The following is a 17,016-nucleotide window of genomic DNA, read 5'->3' as shown; positions in this document are numbered from 1 at the left end:
GGTTAATTAGTTATTCTCATTTTAACTATTCAAAACTTGAACAGTTAAAAATCCAGTTGGTTTATTTTAATTTTAGTTAGTTGAAAGTTTGATTTCTGACAACTCAGAATCAACTATGCCTACTATGCCTATCAATAAAGAAATTTTAATAGTGATTAAAAATCAGCATCAAAATTAAATTTATCTTTATCTTCTTCTTTATTAAGAACACCTGCTTTTTGGTATTCAGAAACACGTTTCTCAAAGAAATTTGTTTTTCCCTGTAAGGAAATCATGTCCATGAAATCAAACGGATTTGTTGAGTTATAAACTTTATCACAACCAAACTCACCTAATAATCTATCTGTAACAAATTCTAAATACTGAGTCATCAATTTTGCATTCATTCCAATTAAACTTACCGGTAATGATTCCGTGATAAACATTCTTTCAATGTCTAAAGCATTTGTCAATATTTCTGTTATTCTTTCTTTTGGCACTTTGTTTACAATATGATTTTGATGCAAGTGAACCGCAAAATCACAATGCAAGCCTTCGTCTCTTGAAATAAGTTCATTTGAAAAGGTTAAACCCGGTAGTAAGCCTCGTTTTTTAAGCCAAAAAATAGAGCAAAAACTACCTGAGAAAAAGATGCCTTCCACCGCTGCAAAAGCAATTAAGCGTTCGGCAAAACTAGGAGAATCAATCCATTTTAAAGCCCAATCAGCCTTTTCCTTAATGGCTGGAAACACTTCAATCGCTTTAAACAATTGATCCTTTTCCTTATCGTCTTTTACATAAGTATCAATCAAAAGTGAGTACACTTCTGAATGAATATTTTCCATCATGATTTGAAATCCGTAGAAGAATTTTGCCTCACTATATTGAACTTCAGACACAAAGTTTTCTGCTAAATTCTCATTAACAATACCATCACTTGCCGCAAAAAACGCCAGAATATGTTTTATAAAATAGCGCTCATCATCAGTTAGTTTATTATTCCAATCTGCTAAATCTTGATGAAGGTCAATTTCTTCAGCCGTCCATATACTAGCTTCCTGTTTTTTATACCATTCCCAGATATCATGGTGTTTAATAGGGAAAATAACAAAACGATCTTTATTCTCTTGTAAAATGGGCTCCATTGTCTGCGACATTATGTGTGTTGTATTTTTTAAAAATTAGACGAAAAATTACTTCGATTTGGGATTAACAAAGATTCAAAAATGAAGTTGAAAATGAAAGGTATAGTTATAAACATTGTCAACAAGTTTTTAACAAAACTTAAGCATTTAATTTTTTAACAATAATTTTGCGATATCCGCAATTTACTGATTTTCAATGTTTTAAAATTTATAAAAATGGCTTAAGCCCTATGAAATAAGGATTCTTACTTGAAGAAAAAAGACAAAAAAAAGATACTTAAAATAAAAAATTAAAAAAGTAATTAGAAAGATTTTTTTTGAAAAAGATTATTTATGAGTATTCGCTACTTTTTCTAATTCTGAATACCAATCCTCACCAAATTTTCTGATTAATGCCTCTTTTACAAATTTGTAAATTGGTACTTGTAATTCCTTGCCAAGAGCACAGGCATCATCACAAATATTCCATCTTTCATAATTTACAGCTGAAAATTCACTATAATCTTTCACTCTTACCGGGTATAAATGACAGGAAACTGGTTTTTTCCAGGCAACTTCACCTTGATTATAAGCTTCTTCAATAGCACAAAGTGCAATTCCCTTTTTATCAAAAATAACATAGGCACAATCTGCCCCATCTATTAGGGGTGTTTCAAAATCTCCATAATCATTCGTCACAAATACACCTTGATCTTCAATTGCGGCGATACTCTCTTTTCGCAAAAAGGGTTTCACCTTAGGATAAATGGATTGAAGGATCTCAGTTTCGTCTTTAGTCAAAGGAGCTCCTGCCTCACCATCAATGCAACAGGCCCCTTTGCATGCAGACAGGTTACACATAAAATCCTTTTGTATAATTTCCTCTGAAACTATGGTTTTTCCAATTTGAAACATAATAGAGCCTTGGGTTTTAAAAAGCGTAAAATTAATGAAACTTTGGCGTTATTTAATCTAATAAATCAGGATTAATACTATACTTTTGCGGAAAAAATAAACACGTTTAAAATGCAACTAAATTTTAAAGAAATTTTCACTGTTTTTATGGTTTTGTTTGCGGTTATTGATATTGTGGGCAACATTCCTATTGTTATAGACTTGCGAAAAAAAGTAGGCCACATTCAAAGTGAAAAAGCTTCTTTAATTGCTGGTGTCATCATGATCTTATTTTTATTTTTAGGAAAAAGTATATTAAACCTTATTGGCATTGATGTCAGTTCTTTTGCAGTTGCAGGTGCCTTTATCCTGTTTTTTATCGCCTTAGAAATGATATTAGGCATTACACTTTATAAGCAGGAAGAAAATAATGCTATGACTGCTTCTGTATTTCCTTTAGCCTTTCCTTTAATTGCAGGGCCTGGAAGCTTAACAACTTTATTGTCATTAAGAGCGGAATATGCCTTGGAAAATATTATAATGGCCATTGTTATGAACGTTTTGGTTATTTATATTGTACTAAAAACATCCTCTAAAATTGAACGTTTCTTAGGCTCAAATGGTATTAATATTATTAGAAAAGTTTTTGGTGTCGTTTTACTTGCCATAGCAGTAAAATTATTTGCCCATAATATTAAAATATTATTTATATAATTATGAAAATTTTCACCATAATATTAAGTATTATAGCCATCATTCTGATAGGGTTTAACTCCACTAAAATAGATTTGAACAATCCATTTTCAGGAGAAAGCGCCCTAGCTTTAATTACTATTTTAGCGTCACTATGTGCTATAATCCTTTTGCAAATTTTAAGAATTTCAAAGCGCATTGAAGCTCAAGTTAAAAAGAAAAAATAATGTTTAACGTATTGATAATAGGTGGCGGCGCAGCAGGTTTATCATGCGCTCTAGTTTTAGGTTCCGCAAAAAAACTAGCTTTTGCTCAAAATAAAAGTATCAGTATCATTACACATCAAAAAACATCAGACCTTCAAAACGCGATGTTTAACAACGTACTTGGATTCCCCCCAGGAACTACAGGTGCTTCCTTGTTAAATGACGGAAAAGAACAATTGGCAAAACTCTATCCGCATGTACAACAATTGGACGGAGAAAAGGTTGTTCAAATAATAAAAGCTAATAAGCTATTTGAGGTTAAAACAAATAAAAAGACCTATCAGGCTGAGCTGGTTGTTATCGCCATTGGATACAGCAATTTAATAACGATTAAAGGTCTTGAAGATTATATAGAACCGCACCCGAGAGCTGCACAAGAAAAGCATAGAATTTGGCTAAAAAATACCGATCATCTTATTGAAAAAGGCCTTTATGTTGCAGGCACCTTAGCCGGATGGCGAAGCCAATTTGCTATTGCCTCAGGTAGTGGTGCTCAAGTAGCAACAGATATATTGACCCTGTGGAATGATGGAAAACATATTAAGGTACATGATAAGATTGGTTAATAATGTTCACTTAACTTCATAACCTCTTCAATCATAATATCCATTTCATTGAAAATTTCTTCAAAAGCTCCATCACCATATAACTGATCTCCTAATGCTGCCTTTAAATATTGCTTTACCTCATCATGATAAGCAACAAAGGTGATTTTAGAATCTGTTTTAGTATTAATGAAATCTTCAAACGCAAAAACAAGGTCTTCTCCTATTTTAAAATTATCAATAAAATCTTGCTTAGTCATATTTTTATAGACACTTCTGTCTTTTTCCAATTCTTCAAAAATAAAATTACCTACATATCCCCTTCTATATAGAAAGTTTAAGGTTTCATTTTGCATACTACTATCAAGAGGCACAAATACATCTGGAATAATACCGCCACCGCCATAAACAATTTTTCCTTTTGGAGTTGTAAACTTCAAAGAATCCGCCACCAGAATTTTAGCTGAATCTAATAACTCACCACTATCTAACCGCTCATAATAATCATCATAATAATCTTCTACGCCATGGTCATAAGACCGCTGAATTGATCTCCCGGTAGGTGTATAATACCGGCTTACTGTTAAGCGAATAGCACTACCATCACCCAACTCCATTTCTCTTTGCACAAGGCCCTTTCCATATGAACGTCTGCCAACAATGGTGCCTTTATCATTGTCCTGAAGTGCTCCAGCAACTATTTCACTTGCCGACGCTGAATTTTCATTAATCAACACATATACCTCTCCAGTTTCAAAATCGCCTTTATTAGTGGCATAACTTTTTTCAATGGCGCCACTTTTATTTTTGGTAAATAAAATGAGCTTATCATTTTCTAAAAACTCGTCTGCAATTTGCTCAGCAATACCTAAAAACCCTCCTGGATTATCTCTTAAATCAAGAACCATTTTGGTGGCTCCAAGTTTTTTTAATTTATTAATGCCAACCTTAAATTCCTTATAAGTTGTTTCGGCGAACCTGTTAATTTTTATATATCCCAAATCCTTGCTTAACATATAAGCAGCATCTACACTTTTTATCGGAATATTGGATCTCTTTACAGTAAAGTTTAAAAGCTTTGGTTCTCCTTTTCGATATACCTTTAAATTTACTTTTGAGTCAATGGGTCCTTTTAATTTTTTAACAATCTCATCATTTTTTAAATACTTCCCAAATAAAGAATCTCCATTGGCCATGATAATTCTGTCGCCTCCTTTTATACCCGCTTTATCACTTGGACCACCTTCAACCGATCTTATAACAGCAATAGAATCTCTTAAAGTGTAAAAACTAACACCAATCCCAACAAAATCTCCTTTCATATTTTCCGTAACGCGCTGTAAATCTTCTTTTGGGATATAAACAGAATGTGGGTCCAGATTTTCTAAAATGCCATTTACAGTAACATCAACAATGCTATCTGTATTCACATCATCAACATAATCATAATCAATGTAATCTATAAGTCTGTTGAGTTTATCCTTTTTACTATTAGTAGAAAAGAGCCTGTCAGATGAATCAGTAAAATTTAATTTTCCGCCTATAAAAACACCAATAGCAATGGCTATTCCAAACAATAATGGTAAATATTTTTTGTCGATGTTCATTATAAGTTTATATCTTCTATTAACTTTAATTCAATACCTGCCTTTTTTAAAAATTGCAAACCTGAATCATCTTTATATGTTTCTGAGTAAACAACTTTAATAATACCTGCTTGATGTATTAATTTACTGCATTCTTTGCAGGGTGACAATGTTATATAGAGTGTTGCCCCTTGACAAGATTGTGTGGATCCAGCAACTTTTAAAATAGCATTCGCTTCAGCATGTAAAACATACCATTTTGTATAACCACTTTCATCTTCACAATAATTTTCAAAACCAGTTGGCGTCCCATTATATCCATCCGAGATAATCATTTTATCTTTAACTATTAAGGCTCCAACTTTCTTGCGTTTACAATACGACAATTTTCCCCATTCTTCAGCAATTCTTAAATAGGCCTTATCATATTTGAGTTGTTTTTTTTCTGACATTTATTTTAAATATAATTTGGGCGTTACCCTCATTTAAAATATTAAGTTTCAATAAAGAAAATTAAAAATAATTCGGGTCGGACTAAGCGTTACAATCTTTTGCAAATGCAAAAAGGTTTTCACTACTATCCCTAACGTAAAACAATATAACGAATATACTTGGTTGGTATTTTAAATACAACGCAAGTTCGTTAAAGTTTTAATAAGATTCTGAAAAAAAATTAAGCCAAAAAATCACTTTTTAGAATCATAGGTATCACAAGTCCAACAACTATGGCCGAAATGACCATAATCCAGTCACGTTTAGATAACCTAAATAGCGTTTGAGCCAGAAATCCTAAAAACAAAACAGTGAATACAATAATGACTTGTGAAATTTCAATACCCAATGCAAACTCAATCAATAAAAAGAATTTATTGTCTGTTTTACCAGCCAGCATGTGAAACTCACGAGCAAATCCCAAACCGTGTATTAATCCGAAAAATAAAGTTGAAAGAAACAACACACCAATTCTTTCCTTTTGAGCGCCCTTTCCTGCTGTAAGCACGTTAAAAAGAGCAACAACTAAAATGGTTACAGGAATTAAAAATTCAATTAATTGACCATCTATTCTAACAATATCATAAGCCGCTAAAACTAATGAAAGTGTATGCCCTAAAGTAAAAGTAGACACTAAAATAAGGACGCGTTTCCAATCTTTAAATATATATGGCACGGTAAGCGCAATAAGGAATAACACATGGTCATAGGCGTTAATATTGAGCACATGGTTCATACCATACTCCACATTGAACCAAAAATTTTCAAGCATATTATTCGGGGTTTGAATTATTCAAATATAAAGTTTTTTTAATTACGCCTTCTTGTATTTTTCACCCAAATGCGTTAGCATCTCTTTGGTAATTTGCTCAAGAGAAAAGTCATGTTTCCATTTCCAGTCATTTCTAGCATAGGCATCATCAATACTCTTAGGCCAACTATCAGCAATTTCTTGTCTGTAGTCAGGTTTATAAGTGATACTAAATTCTGGCATTTGTTGTTTAATAGACTGTGCTAGTTCTTTAGGCGTAAAACTAATGCCGGACAAGTTATAAGAAGACCGAATCTTGACATCCTTCTCATTGGCACTCATAATATCAACAGTTGCTTTTATAGCATCATCCATAAACATCATAGGTAAAGCCGTATTTTCACTCAAGAAACATTCGTATTTTTTATCTGTAATGGCTTTATGATAAATTTCAACTGCATAATCAGTAGTTCCTCCTCCCGGTAAGGTCTTCCAACTAATAATACCTGGATAACGCAAGCTTCTTACATCTACGCCATATTTATTATGATAGTATTCACACCAGCGTTCACCAACTTGTTTAGTGATTCCATATACCGTAGAGGGTTCCATTACCGTAAATTGAGGTGTATTTTCTTTAGGTGTTGTTGAACCAAAAACAGCAATACTCGATGGCCAAAATACTTTTTTAATGAATTTTGCCTTGGCAAGATTTAAAACATGAAAAAGTGAATTCATATTTAAATCCCATGCTTTCATGGGATACTTTTCTCCAGTAGCACTTAACATAGCAGCCATTAAATAGACGGTATTGATGCGATGCTTTTCAACACAAATTTTAACGGCTGCATAATCCTGTGCATCCACAATCTCAAAAACACCAGAATTGACAATATCTATGTTACTATAACTTATGTCACTTGCAATAACATTTTTATCACCGTATAAAGCTCTCAATTTATAAGTGAGTTCAGACCCAATTTGTCCGCAAGCTCCAATAATTAATATTTTAGGGTTCATTAATTTATCTTTAATTAAGAATTCATCAAAATTACTAAGAATTCAACAATGAAATTATATTAAAATGAAAAATAATAAAAACCAATTGTATATAATGCAAAAACAAATAATGTATTCTTTTATATTTGTAATTCTTACAAAAAAATTAAATCATGAGAACTTATTTTTTAGGAGCTTTTTTTATCAGTTTTGCTTTACTTTCATGCGGCAAACAAAAAGAGAGTGACCATAAAGCATCTATTGAAGAACTTGTTCCGACAAAAATAAGTGAAAAGGATATTTCAAAATTTAAATTTTTAGAATACAGTATAGACATCAAAACTGAAAAAGAGATAGAAAACTGGAGCTCCTTCAAAGAACTTGAAGACCTGGTAATAAGAGTCAAAAAAGGCGATTTATCTTATTTTAAAGATAATAATGACGCGATTGTAAAATTTGTCATAGAACTAAAAGAAAAAATCCCTGATACTTTAAACACCCCATCTGTAAACGCCAGAATAAACGCCTTAGAAACAAAAATTTTAAAACTTGAAAGTTTGTACAATCTATCTTCAACTTCAAAAGAGGAATTAAGTTTAATTATCAAGGAATTTTTAGAGTCAGTATCAAACCTTAATTTACAAATGAACAAAAAGCTAGAAAAAGATTCACAAATTATTGAAACCCCCTAATCTTTATATAAACTTGATTTACTTAAAACATATATATTTTAAAATAGATACTATGAAAAAGCTTTTACTTGTTATCATCTTCTCTTTTGGCATTTTCACGGTAACACATGCGCAATTTAATGAGAGTGCTCCTTGGATGGAAACACTAAACTCAAAGCAATCAAAATCTACTCATCAAACAAAATTCAAAGACATTGTTGATGCTTTTAATGATTATTGGAAAACTAGAGACCCAAATATAAAAGGTAGTGGCTTTAAACCCTTTAAACGTTGGGAAAATTATTGGAAAAACTTTGTTAAAGAAGATGGGACTTTGCCAACATCATTAGAATTATATAATTTATGGTTAAGTGTAAAAAAATCTAATCAAAATAAGTCTTTAGTAGATAATAGTAACTGGCAGCCCATTGGTCCTTTTGAACATACCAATACCGGGTCTTGGTCATCCGGTCAAGGACGGGTAAATTCTATTATTATAGATCCAAATAACCCAAACACCTACTATGCTGGTGCTCCTGCAGGTGGTATTTGGAAATCTACAAACTCTGGAATAACATGGGCTCCTTTATCAGATAATTTATCTCAAATTGGTGTTTCAGGTATTGCTATTGACTATAATAACTCAAATATTATTTATATAGCAACAGGTGATGATGATGCAGGTGATACCTATAGCATAGGAGTTTTGAAATCTACTGATGGCGGCGCTACATGGAACACAACAGGTTTAGGCGCTAGCACCTCTTCGTTTAGAATGAATGATATTTATATTAACCCGAATGACTCTAATATGCTTTGGGTAGCTACAAATGAAGGACTATTTAAAACCACTAACGGTGGGGCAACATGGGTCAATAAAAAGTCTGGTATTATTAATGACGTAAAATTAAAACCTGGAAATCCAAACACCCTATACGTTGTAACCCCAAATGAATTTTTTAGATCCACAAATGCTGGTGAATCATTTGTAAAAACTACGTTTGGTTTTCCTACCGGATCTGGAAGGATCGTAATTGATGTTACCCCTGCTAATCCCAATGTTGTTTATGCCTTATGTGCAAACTCCTCTGCTTTAAATTATTCTTTTAAAGGATTATATAAATCTACAGCTTCTGGTGGCTCCTTTAGTCAAAAAGCGACAAGTGCAACAGTGGGAGATATTTTTGAAAGCTCCCAAGCATGGTTTGACTTGGCTTTAGCGGTCTCAGATACTGACGAAAATGAAGTTTATACAGGCGTATTAAATATCTGGAAAACAAAAGATGGAGGAACAACTTTTACTAAGGTAAATAACTGGTCTTCACCGTTTACGGCCTCCTATTCTCATGCCGACATTCATTTGTTACGTTTTTATAATGGCGCTTTATTTGCAGGTACAGATGGAGGAATTTATAAAACAACAGATGGAGGTATTAATTTTACAGATTTGACAGCTGGTCTGCAAATCAGTCAATTTTATAAAATAGCCGTATCTAAAAATTCGTCTCAAAAAATGGTTGGAGGTCTTCAAGATAACGGCGGTCATGCCTTAAACAATAATATCTGGCAAGTTTACTACGGTGCTGATGGTACTGATAGTGCCATAGATCCAAATGATGATGAAATGTATTATGGATTTACCCAAAATGGTGGTCTCTTAAATGTTTCTGCTACTTCAGGTGGTAGTTTAGATTTTCAAGTTGCCAGACCATTTGGAGAAGATGGAAACTGGGTAACTCCTTTATCAATAAACAATAAGAGTGAATTATATTCAGGTTTTAAAAAGTTATATAAACTTTGCGGAACACAATGGCAAGCTGTTTCTGCTGATTTAGGAAGCAATATAGATGTTCTAGCTATAGATGATTTAAATTCAGATAATATTTATGTAGCAATTGATTCCCAACTTAAAAAAAGTACGGATAAAGGTCTTTCTTTTCTTGATTCATACACATTCTCTGCCTTGATAACATCAATAGAGGTTAATAAAAATGACAGCAATACTATTTATGTAACTACAATAGGAAATACAGGAAAAGTTTATAAGTCAATTGATGGTGGAGCTACTTTTAATGACATTTCAGGTTCATTACCAAACGTGACTAAAAATGTTATTAAGCACCAAGGACTACATTCTCAAAATCCATTATTTTTAGGAACTAGTTTAGGTGTTTACAGATACGATGATACTATTGGTGATTGGGAATTATTTGAAAACAATTTACCAAATGTTTCTGTAACAGATTTAGAAATAAACTTACCCGATGCAAATATTACTGCCGCTACTTATGGCAGAGGTGTTTGGCAGTCAAATATACCTTCTGAAACACTAGCTAATGAAATTAGTTTGGAAAATTTACAAGGACTAAACTCTGCCATGGATTGTGGAGGAATTGTAAATACATTACAAGCCCAAGTAAAAAATCTTGGATCCAACAATATTACATCTATTAATGGTCAATATATTATTAATAATGTTACAAATAATTTTAATTGGACAGGAACAATCACACCTAACAATACTGCCTTAATTGACATTCCGGCATTCAATACGTCTGGGACAGGTTTACAAGAGGTGAAAATAATAACAAGTATCAACGGCGATGGCTATCCTTCAAATAATATTTCCGTTTTAAATTTTTACTCAAACTCCTTAGGTGGTATTAATACAGTAAATTCTTTTGAGTCTGCGAACAATGAACTTCTGGTTTTTGATGAAGGAGATGCTTGCGGAAATTATTGGGAACGTGGTATTGCTACTGGAACTCTGCTAAATACCGAATCTACTTCAAATAATGTGTATGGCACAAATTTAGCCGGAAATTATGCTGATTTGGTAAAAAGTTATTTGGTAACTGGTTGTTATAACCTTTCATTACTTTCTAACCCTGTATTTAAGTTTAAAATGGCCTTTGATCTAGAAGAGTTTTGGGATATTATATATGTAGAATATTCAACAGACTCAGGGAATAATTGGAATGTATTAGGAACTGCATCTGATTTAAACTGGTACAATAGTGATAGAACCAATGCGAGCTCTGGTGCTGCAGACGATTGTCAAAATTGTCCTGGTGCCCAATGGACAGGCACAGATTCCACACTCCAAGAATACAGTTACGACTTATCGGCTTTAGATACTGAAACCAATATTACTTTCAGATTTGTTTTTCATTCTGATCCCGCAGTTGAACAAGAAGGCGTTATTATTGATGATTTTATTATTGAAGGCGCAACCTTAGGCACCGAAAGTTTTGATAGCAGTAATTTTTCAATTTATCCCAATCCATCGGAAAATATTTTTAATATAAAAATAAAATCATTAAACGAGTTTGATTTTAGTGTATATGATTTGACAGGCAAATTGGTGCTTGAAAAACGGAATATAAATTTATCCAATAATGTTTATAAATTGGATATGAGCAAATTTACCGCTGGTGTTTATTTCATAAAAATAAAATCTGTTTTAAATGAAGTAATCACAAAAAAATTAATTCTTAAATAGTAGTTTAAATTAAAAAGGGAGATTTTCATAAATTTGAAAATCTCCCTTTTTAATTTCTTGTTTTAAAACCTAATTTTTTGGTTGTGCTGATGCAGCTTGAATTGCTTGTTTTTGTCTGAGTAATTCATTCTTTGTTAATTGAATCATATTAAAATTTGGCGCCGATTTTAATGCAGCATCTAAAATATCTACAGCAGCATCTATATTCGCTTTTTTGTCTTTATTATAAGTGACCAAGGCATTTAAATACATAAAAGCAGATTTTAAAGGAACTTCGTAGGGCGTTTGCGTTTCATAATAAGCTTTGGTCATATCTTCTTTTGAATTTGCTAATCCATAAGTTATATGTTTTTCCGCTTCTGACAAATTTTGTATTTGCAAATTCAATTCCGCCAATTCATAAGCAATAAGGGCATTTGGATTTCTTTTAAACATATCTTCAAAAAATCCTATCGCTAATTTTGGTTGTCCTAATGATTTAAGAGAGACCGCTTTTACTTGAATAGCTATATCAGAATCATCTGCGATTTTATCAAACCCAATAGTGTTTAAAGCTTGAGCATATTGTCCTTCACTCATATAAATATATCCCAAAGTATCTAATCTTGCCTGAGAAGGAGAAAGGATGTTTAAATGTGTTAAGGCACCAATGACTCCGTTTACATCACTTTGCTTTTTCATTTGTTTATAGTAAGCTTCATAATGCTTTATTAAATCAGAGTTGGTCTGAGCACTTATATGAAAACTAATTACTAATAAAATCAATCCTATTAAATGTTTCATCTTTATGTGTTTTTTTAATTTAATTTGAATGTGTTAAAACTATAAAAAATTAACATTTAATATCTTAAAAGAATGCTAATTATTTTTTACAACTTAAAAATATATTCTCATTTAATGAGGTCTTTAATACGGACTGGCATAAGCAATTTAGGAAAACTCAAAAAAAATAATTACATTTAGTTTTCTTAAATTAAAATACTATGGGAATAAAAAGTTTTCTTGCCGCCAGACGCACTACAAAAAAAACCACGGGTGATGCACCTTTGAGGGTAAGTGACTATATGACCAGAAATCTAGTGACTTTTAAGGCTGATCAACCTTTGGAAGAGGTTATTAACGCTATTATTAAGCATCGTATTTCAGGAGGCCCTGTGGTTAACGAAAAAAATGAATTAATTGGTATTATATCAGAAACTGATTGCATTAAAGAAATCAGTGAAAGTAGGTATCATAATTTGCCAATGAACAACCATACGGTAGAAAATTACATGGTTAAAGATGTTGAAACTATTGATGGCAATATGAATATATTTGACGCTGCTAATAAATTTTTAGAATCAAAACGCAGACGATTCCCTATTGTAGAAAACGGAAAATTGGTGGGGCAAATAAGCCAAAAAGATATACTAAAAGCCGCTTTGGCATTAAAAGGAGCTACTTGGGAGAAATAACAAATTAACTTTCTCTTTTTACTAAAGCATAAAAATCATTATCAATGGCTAAATACCCTTGGTCATAAACAAAATAGTAAACGGTACCAGCCTTGGTTGTATAGATGCTTGTAAAATAATTAAAATCGAAACCTTTTTCAATAAGTTTTGCTCTCGAGGTTTTTGTTTTTTGATCTGGATTTAGAGCTTCTAAAATCCTATAATTCTTTCGCAATCTATTATTTGTATTTCGAATTAAATTTTTACTATCCTTGTTAACATTGTTATTATAAGCATTCCTGCAGGCATCACTACAGAATTTTTTATCAATTCTGCCTACAATTTTTTCGCCACACTCTAAACATGTTTTGCTCATAATTAATTGAATTAATGCACAATATACAAAATATTTATTCGTTTACAAACGACTACAAACATTTACAAACGATTTTAAATATTTAGTAACCGAATAATTTTTATAAGCTGTTACATCTTTGCTGTGTCGAAACATAAGAACTCGATAGTATTAACTGTTTAACGAAAAAATTTAAAATTATGAACACACTTAGAAACAAAGTACAGTTGATTGGTAACTTAGGAAATGATCCAGAAATTATTAATCTTGAATCAGGAAAAACATTAGCCAAATTTTCAATAGCTACAAATGAAAGCTATAGAAATGCCAAAGGTGAAAAGATTACAGACACACAATGGCACAATGTTGTGGCCTGGGGAAATACCGCTAAAATTGCTGAAAATTATTTAGTTAAAGGCAAAGAAGTAGCTATTGAAGGGAAACTTACTTCCAGAAGTTATGAGACCAAAGAAGGAGAAAAACGATACATTACTGAAGTAGTATGTAATGAACTAATGATGTTAGGTAATAAATAAGCGCCATAGTTTAAATTAAAAAGCCATCAATTATCTTGATGGCTTTTTTTATTCAAGATTAACAGTCTTAATTTCAGATATAAAACTGCCATCATTAGCAGTTCCCTCTATAAATAATTTGATATTAGGCCCTTCTTGGTTTCCGATTTTAAAAGAGATATTTCCATTTTCATCTAAACTCAATTTAGGAAGCCATTTTATAACACCAAATTCCTTATAAAATCGACTTTGATAGGAATTGTATTTTGGGGTGTAAAATGTTTTTGAAGTTTCAAAGGTTAATGGAATATCAATTTCTTGAAACGAAGATAATTCAGGATTATTTTTGTTGAAGATCGTTGGGTCTGTGAAAATTTTAATTACACCACCCGTACCTTCGCCCCTAAAAGTTTCACCAAAACCAGTCTCATTAATTGTGATATAATCAACTATACTCATATTATAAAAGCTTAATTCATTATAATCTAAAATTAATCTATTATCAATATAAACAATCGGTGATTTATTTCTGTTTAGCCCTCCCAATTTTGATATAACAAAATCACCATTAAAATGAAAAACATTATATCCTTTGGTTCTTATATATGTCTCAAAATCTATATAATTCTTCCTCTTAGTATCATCAAAAACATCCACCCTCCCATAGATTGATTTTTGAAGTTTTTCAATTCTATCTTGAATTTTATCAACTTCTATAATGACTTCATTTAGTTGCTCATATTCAGTCCATGATGTTTGAAGGAAAGGTTGTAATAATTCAGAATCAAAAAATACGGTTTCTTTTAAAGGTAATATTTTAGTGTAGTTTTCAATATCAGGAATTGTAGAAGGGTTAAATTGTAAATAAATACTAGATTTTTTTGTTTTATCATTCTTTTTAACTTCGCTTAACCTAATTTTTTCATCATCAAAAGGAAATAGTTCCTTTTTCTCAAATGTATTAATGCCTTCAGTAATTTCAAATATTTCTAAATCATTAAAAGAGCTGGGATACATTACATATTTTAATGTCTTGGAATTATTAACCGTTGCCTTGAAACTTATACCTGTTTCAAACTCAAATGAAGAGCTAGGAGGATTATAGAATATTTTATTCCAATCATAACTGCTCCAACCTTGTGTAAGCAATAAATTATCTAGTTCATATTGTTTTCTTCTGCTAATATCTGTAAAATAATACGTTGCATTTTCAATAAATCCATTAACATAAGGTTGTAAAAATGTTGATGAGATGATGTTATGATGATGGTTGTAAGACTTAGTCCCTTCTGGAAGTACTGATATGCTAAAATGATTCGGTAAACTTTTATCAACATCCTTCAATGGTAATGAAATCTCCATTGAATCTAGTGATTTTTTAGATGTTGCTTCGTTGGTATGCATAAAATTAATTCCATCATATTTAAAAAATAGTCGTTCTAAGAGGGGACTATTGTTTTCATTAAATACTGTAAAAATGTTGATCCCAGTAGATAAATCATCATAATTAATATATTTAGTAACATGAAGGTCTTCTTTAAATTCAAAAAAAATAGTTTTAAATTCAAAACCGTTATGAATAGTTATTTTATAAGGTTGCTTCCTTATATATCTTAAAGTACTTTTATTGGTTGAAATTCGCAATGCTACTTTGCCATAGAAATCACCTAAAGACAAGGTTACTCCACTTAATTCTGCTGAATCAATAATAAATATCTGTTTTTTGCCTTCAAATTTCATAGACACCTCATATTTTTTGCCTTCCTCAGGAATAAACATAAATTTACCAATACCAAATTGATTTGTTTTAAAATTAATGACTCCATTATTATTATTTAATAACTGGCATTCTAAATTAGGAATCCCAAATCCAAGTTCATCTTTAATAACTACTCCCACTGTGTTTTCAGTATTTGCAAGAAGATGACCGCCCTCAGGCAAGAATTGCGCATCAAGTTTTGAGCTTATTACTTTAGGAATGACATTACTCTCAATTTCCGGATCAATAACTTTAATATTTTGTATATAAAGATTTTGTTCGTCAAAATTCTTCATCCAATTAGTATAAGCTTTAAATACATAATTGCCTGACGTAAATAAACTATCAACAGAAAAACTCCCATTAGCGACTCCCTCATTCACTAACACCATTTTACTTTTAATAGTTTTTCCGTTTTCATCTGCGATAGAACAGTATAAATTAGTAGTGAATTTAGATAATCTTTTGTCGTTTTTATCGAAAACATAGGCATTAAAAGCAAGGGTTTCTCCCTTTATATAAACTGATTTATTCAAATGAGTGTAAACAATATCTCTAGGTAATTGAGTGTACTCTACAAAAGACTTTTCAAGATTATCAGTACTTGTGTTTTGAGAAAAACATGCAAGAAATATCAGAGATATTAAAAAAGTTAACCAATAAGTTTTAGAAATAAGGGGTTTGGCCAGAATATTTAAACACATATTTATTGAAGGTTGGTTGGTTTTTATGAAATTTAACACAAAATCATATATTAATCAAATATATTTTTCTTTTAAAGCAACCTTGAATATTGGAAAATATCCTACTATTGTGAATAAAGGGCAATTTATTTCTGAAATTTAGCCACCAGAAAAGGAGAAAGGTAATGTGTCTTAGGAATTATATTTAATGAACTTTTAATGTGAGGAAAAAGATTGCATCATAAATATGTGTATTTTAATTTTTTTATTAAAGATTATCATACCTTTTTTTATTAAGTTTATAAATAAAACACCTATGCTAACAAACGCCTGTAAATATGCCATCCGCTCCGTTTTGTATTTAGCCATACATACAGATGAGCAAAATAAAGTAGGAGTAAAAAAAATTGCCGAAGATCTGGAATCGCCCCAGCCGTTTTTAGCCAAGTTATTACAGCAACTTAACAAAGGAAAACTAGTATCTTCCACCAAAGGACCCAACGGTGGTTTTTATTTATCCAATAAGGACAAAGAGAACGCTGTATGGGATATAATTATAAATATTGATGGGACTTCTAAATTTGACGACTGCTTTTTAGGCTTATCTCATTGCAGTGATGACAATCCTTGCCCGGTTCATTTTATTGTTTCTCCATTTAAACAAAAAATTCTTGAAAATTTTAGAGATAAAACTATTTCGCAATATGTCATTGAAATTGAAAAATCAGGTAAAGTTTTATCTCTAAAAGATTTTGATATAACAATTTAG

At 31.4% G+C, this 17,016-nt stretch carries 17 protein-coding genes; 8 read left to right on the top strand and 9 right to left on the bottom strand.

Annotated features, from left to right (window positions below):
• Positions 1-155: 155 nt before the first annotated feature.
• Together V8G56_RS06680 and V8G56_RS06675 are read right to left on the bottom strand one after the other, a co-directional pair.
• Positions 156-1,136, bottom strand: a complete 981-nt coding sequence (locus V8G56_RS06680; protein WP_331629566.1) for a ribonucleotide-diphosphate reductase subunit beta — start codon at positions 1,134-1,136, stop codon at positions 156-158.
• Positions 1,137-1,451: 315 nt separating this feature from the next.
• Positions 1,452-2,018: a DUF3109 family protein gene (locus V8G56_RS06675; protein WP_395437666.1), complete on the bottom strand. Its 567-nt coding sequence runs from the start codon at positions 2,016-2,018 to the stop codon at positions 1,452-1,454.
• 111 nt (positions 2,019-2,129) lie between these two features.
• Between V8G56_RS06675 and V8G56_RS06670 the strand changes: the two genes are divergently transcribed.
• The 3 genes from V8G56_RS06670 to V8G56_RS06660 are packed head-to-tail and all read left to right on the top strand — an operon-like array spanning position 2,130 to position 3,522.
• Positions 2,130-2,711 carry a MarC family protein gene (locus V8G56_RS06670; RefSeq protein ID WP_395437665.1) on the top strand — a complete coding sequence of 194 codons (582 nt, stop codon included), beginning with the start codon at positions 2,130-2,132 and terminating at the stop codon, positions 2,709-2,711.
• Between the two features lie 2 nt (positions 2,712-2,713).
• The gene (locus V8G56_RS06665) at positions 2,714-2,917 is read left to right on the top strand and encodes a hypothetical protein (protein ID WP_395437664.1); all 204 of its coding nucleotides are present in this window, start codon (positions 2,714-2,716) and stop codon (positions 2,915-2,917) included.
• On the top strand, positions 2,917-3,522 hold the full coding sequence (locus tag V8G56_RS06660) for an FAD-dependent oxidoreductase (protein WP_395437663.1): 606 nt from the start codon (positions 2,917-2,919) through the stop codon (positions 3,520-3,522). The genes V8G56_RS06665 and V8G56_RS06660 overlap by 1 nt, the downstream gene beginning before the upstream one ends.
• Here V8G56_RS06660 and V8G56_RS06655 read toward each other — a convergent pair.
• The 4 genes from V8G56_RS06655 to V8G56_RS06640 all read right to left on the bottom strand — a co-directional run bounded on the left by V8G56_RS06655 (position 3,519) and on the right by V8G56_RS06640 (position 7,350).
• Entirely contained in the window at positions 3,519-5,108 is a 1,590-nt protein-coding gene (locus V8G56_RS06655; RefSeq protein WP_395437662.1) for a S41 family peptidase, read from the bottom strand. The genes V8G56_RS06660 and V8G56_RS06655 overlap by 4 nt on opposite strands.
• Positions 5,108-5,539, bottom strand: coding sequence for a deoxycytidylate deaminase (locus V8G56_RS06650; protein ID WP_395437661.1), 432 nt, complete (start codon positions 5,537-5,539; stop codon positions 5,108-5,110). Before V8G56_RS06650 ends, V8G56_RS06655 begins: the two co-directional genes overlap by 1 nt.
• 221 nt (positions 5,540-5,760) lie before the next feature.
• Positions 5,761-6,351, bottom strand: coding sequence for a HupE/UreJ family protein (locus tag V8G56_RS06645; protein ID WP_395437660.1), 591 nt, complete (start codon positions 6,349-6,351; stop codon positions 5,761-5,763).
• A 42-nt stretch (positions 6,352-6,393) separates the two neighbouring features.
• Positions 6,394-7,350: an NAD-dependent epimerase/dehydratase family protein gene (locus tag V8G56_RS06640; protein ID WP_395437659.1), complete on the bottom strand. Its 957-nt coding sequence runs from the start codon at positions 7,348-7,350 to the stop codon at positions 6,394-6,396.
• A gap of 152 nt (positions 7,351-7,502) precedes the next feature.
• Here V8G56_RS06640 and V8G56_RS06635 point away from each other — a divergent pair, with 152 nt between their 5' ends.
• Complete coding sequence (locus V8G56_RS06635; RefSeq protein ID WP_395437658.1) at positions 7,503-8,021, top strand: hypothetical protein; 519 nt, start codon at positions 7,503-7,505, stop codon at positions 8,019-8,021.
• 52 nt (positions 8,022-8,073) lie between these two features.
• Positions 8,074-11,502 (top strand): T9SS type A sorting domain-containing protein, encoded by a 3,429-nt coding sequence (locus tag V8G56_RS06630; RefSeq protein WP_395437657.1) that lies wholly within the window; start codon positions 8,074-8,076, stop codon positions 11,500-11,502.
• Between the two features lie 69 nt (positions 11,503-11,571).
• On the opposite strand, the gene V8G56_RS06625 is transcribed toward V8G56_RS06630, so the two are convergent.
• Positions 11,572-12,285 carry a tetratricopeptide repeat protein gene (locus V8G56_RS06625; RefSeq protein ID WP_395437656.1) on the bottom strand — a complete coding sequence of 238 codons (714 nt, stop codon included), beginning with the start codon at positions 12,283-12,285 and terminating at the stop codon, positions 11,572-11,574.
• 200 nt (positions 12,286-12,485) lie between these two features.
• Between V8G56_RS06625 and V8G56_RS06620 the strand changes: the two genes are divergently transcribed.
• A complete protein-coding gene (locus V8G56_RS06620) occupies positions 12,486-12,956 on the top strand; it encodes a CBS domain-containing protein (protein ID WP_395437655.1) in 471 nt (156 codons plus the stop codon).
• A gap of 4 nt (positions 12,957-12,960) precedes the next feature.
• Here V8G56_RS06620 and V8G56_RS06615 read toward each other — a convergent pair whose 3' ends face one another.
• Entirely contained in the window at positions 12,961-13,311 is a 351-nt protein-coding gene (locus V8G56_RS06615; RefSeq protein ID WP_395437653.1) for a hypothetical protein, read from the bottom strand.
• Between the two features lie 179 nt (positions 13,312-13,490).
• Here V8G56_RS06615 and V8G56_RS06610 point away from each other — a divergent pair, with 179 nt between their 5' ends.
• On the top strand, positions 13,491-13,826 hold the full coding sequence (locus tag V8G56_RS06610; RefSeq protein ID WP_395437652.1) for a single-stranded DNA-binding protein: 336 nt from the start codon (positions 13,491-13,493) through the stop codon (positions 13,824-13,826).
• A gap of 48 nt (positions 13,827-13,874) precedes the next feature.
• Here the strand turns inward: V8G56_RS06610 and V8G56_RS06605 are convergent, their stop codons facing one another.
• Positions 13,875-16,268 carry a hypothetical protein gene (locus V8G56_RS06605; RefSeq protein ID WP_395437651.1) on the bottom strand — a complete coding sequence of 798 codons (2,394 nt, stop codon included), beginning with the start codon at positions 16,266-16,268 and terminating at the stop codon, positions 13,875-13,877.
• Positions 16,269-16,563: 295 nt separating this feature from the next.
• Between V8G56_RS06605 and V8G56_RS06600 the strand changes: the two genes are divergently transcribed.
• On the top strand, positions 16,564-17,016 hold the full coding sequence (locus V8G56_RS06600; RefSeq protein WP_395437649.1) for an RrF2 family transcriptional regulator: 453 nt from the start codon (positions 16,564-16,566) through the stop codon (positions 17,014-17,016).

The organism is Gaetbulibacter aquiaggeris (assembly GCF_044003965.1).
GTDB lineage: Bacteria > Bacteroidota > Bacteroidia > Flavobacteriales > Flavobacteriaceae > Yeosuana > Yeosuana aquiaggeris.
Note: the sequence above shows the minus strand (reverse complement) of the source record. Positions and strands in the feature narration are given on the sequence as shown.

Coding starts and splice junctions, on each gene's coding strand:
- V8G56_RS06650 (WP_395437661.1), bottom strand. CDS start 5,539: ATGTCAGAAAAAAAACAACTCAAATATGATAAGGCCTATTTAAGAATT.
- V8G56_RS06620 (WP_395437655.1), top strand. CDS start 12,486: ATGGGAATAAAAAGTTTTCTTGCCGCCAGACGCACTACAAAAAAAACC.
- V8G56_RS06665 (WP_395437664.1), top strand. CDS start 2,714: ATGAAAATTTTCACCATAATATTAAGTATTATAGCCATCATTCTGATA.
- V8G56_RS06670 (WP_395437665.1), top strand. CDS start 2,130: ATGCAACTAAATTTTAAAGAAATTTTCACTGTTTTTATGGTTTTGTTT.
- V8G56_RS06660 (WP_395437663.1), top strand. CDS start 2,917: ATGTTTAACGTATTGATAATAGGTGGCGGCGCAGCAGGTTTATCATGC.
- V8G56_RS06655 (WP_395437662.1), bottom strand. CDS start 5,108: ATGAACATCGACAAAAAATATTTACCATTATTGTTTGGAATAGCCATT.
- V8G56_RS06605 (WP_395437651.1), bottom strand. CDS start 16,268: ATGTGTTTAAATATTCTGGCCAAACCCCTTATTTCTAAAACTTATTGG.
- V8G56_RS06635 (WP_395437658.1), top strand. CDS start 7,503: ATGAGAACTTATTTTTTAGGAGCTTTTTTTATCAGTTTTGCTTTACTT.
- V8G56_RS06615 (WP_395437653.1), bottom strand. CDS start 13,311: ATGAGCAAAACATGTTTAGAGTGTGGCGAAAAAATTGTAGGCAGAATT.
- V8G56_RS06600 (WP_395437649.1), top strand. CDS start 16,564: ATGCTAACAAACGCCTGTAAATATGCCATCCGCTCCGTTTTGTATTTA.
- V8G56_RS06630 (WP_395437657.1), top strand. CDS start 8,074: ATGAAAAAGCTTTTACTTGTTATCATCTTCTCTTTTGGCATTTTCACG.
- V8G56_RS06625 (WP_395437656.1), bottom strand. CDS start 12,285: ATGAAACATTTAATAGGATTGATTTTATTAGTAATTAGTTTTCATATA.
- V8G56_RS06680 (WP_331629566.1), bottom strand. CDS start 1,136: ATGTCGCAGACAATGGAGCCCATTTTACAAGAGAATAAAGATCGTTTT.
- V8G56_RS06645 (WP_395437660.1), bottom strand. CDS start 6,351: ATGCTTGAAAATTTTTGGTTCAATGTGGAGTATGGTATGAACCATGTG.
- V8G56_RS06675 (WP_395437666.1), bottom strand. CDS start 2,018: ATGTTTCAAATTGGAAAAACCATAGTTTCAGAGGAAATTATACAAAAG.
- V8G56_RS06610 (WP_395437652.1), top strand. CDS start 13,491: ATGAACACACTTAGAAACAAAGTACAGTTGATTGGTAACTTAGGAAAT.
- V8G56_RS06640 (WP_395437659.1), bottom strand. CDS start 7,350: ATGAACCCTAAAATATTAATTATTGGAGCTTGCGGACAAATTGGGTCT.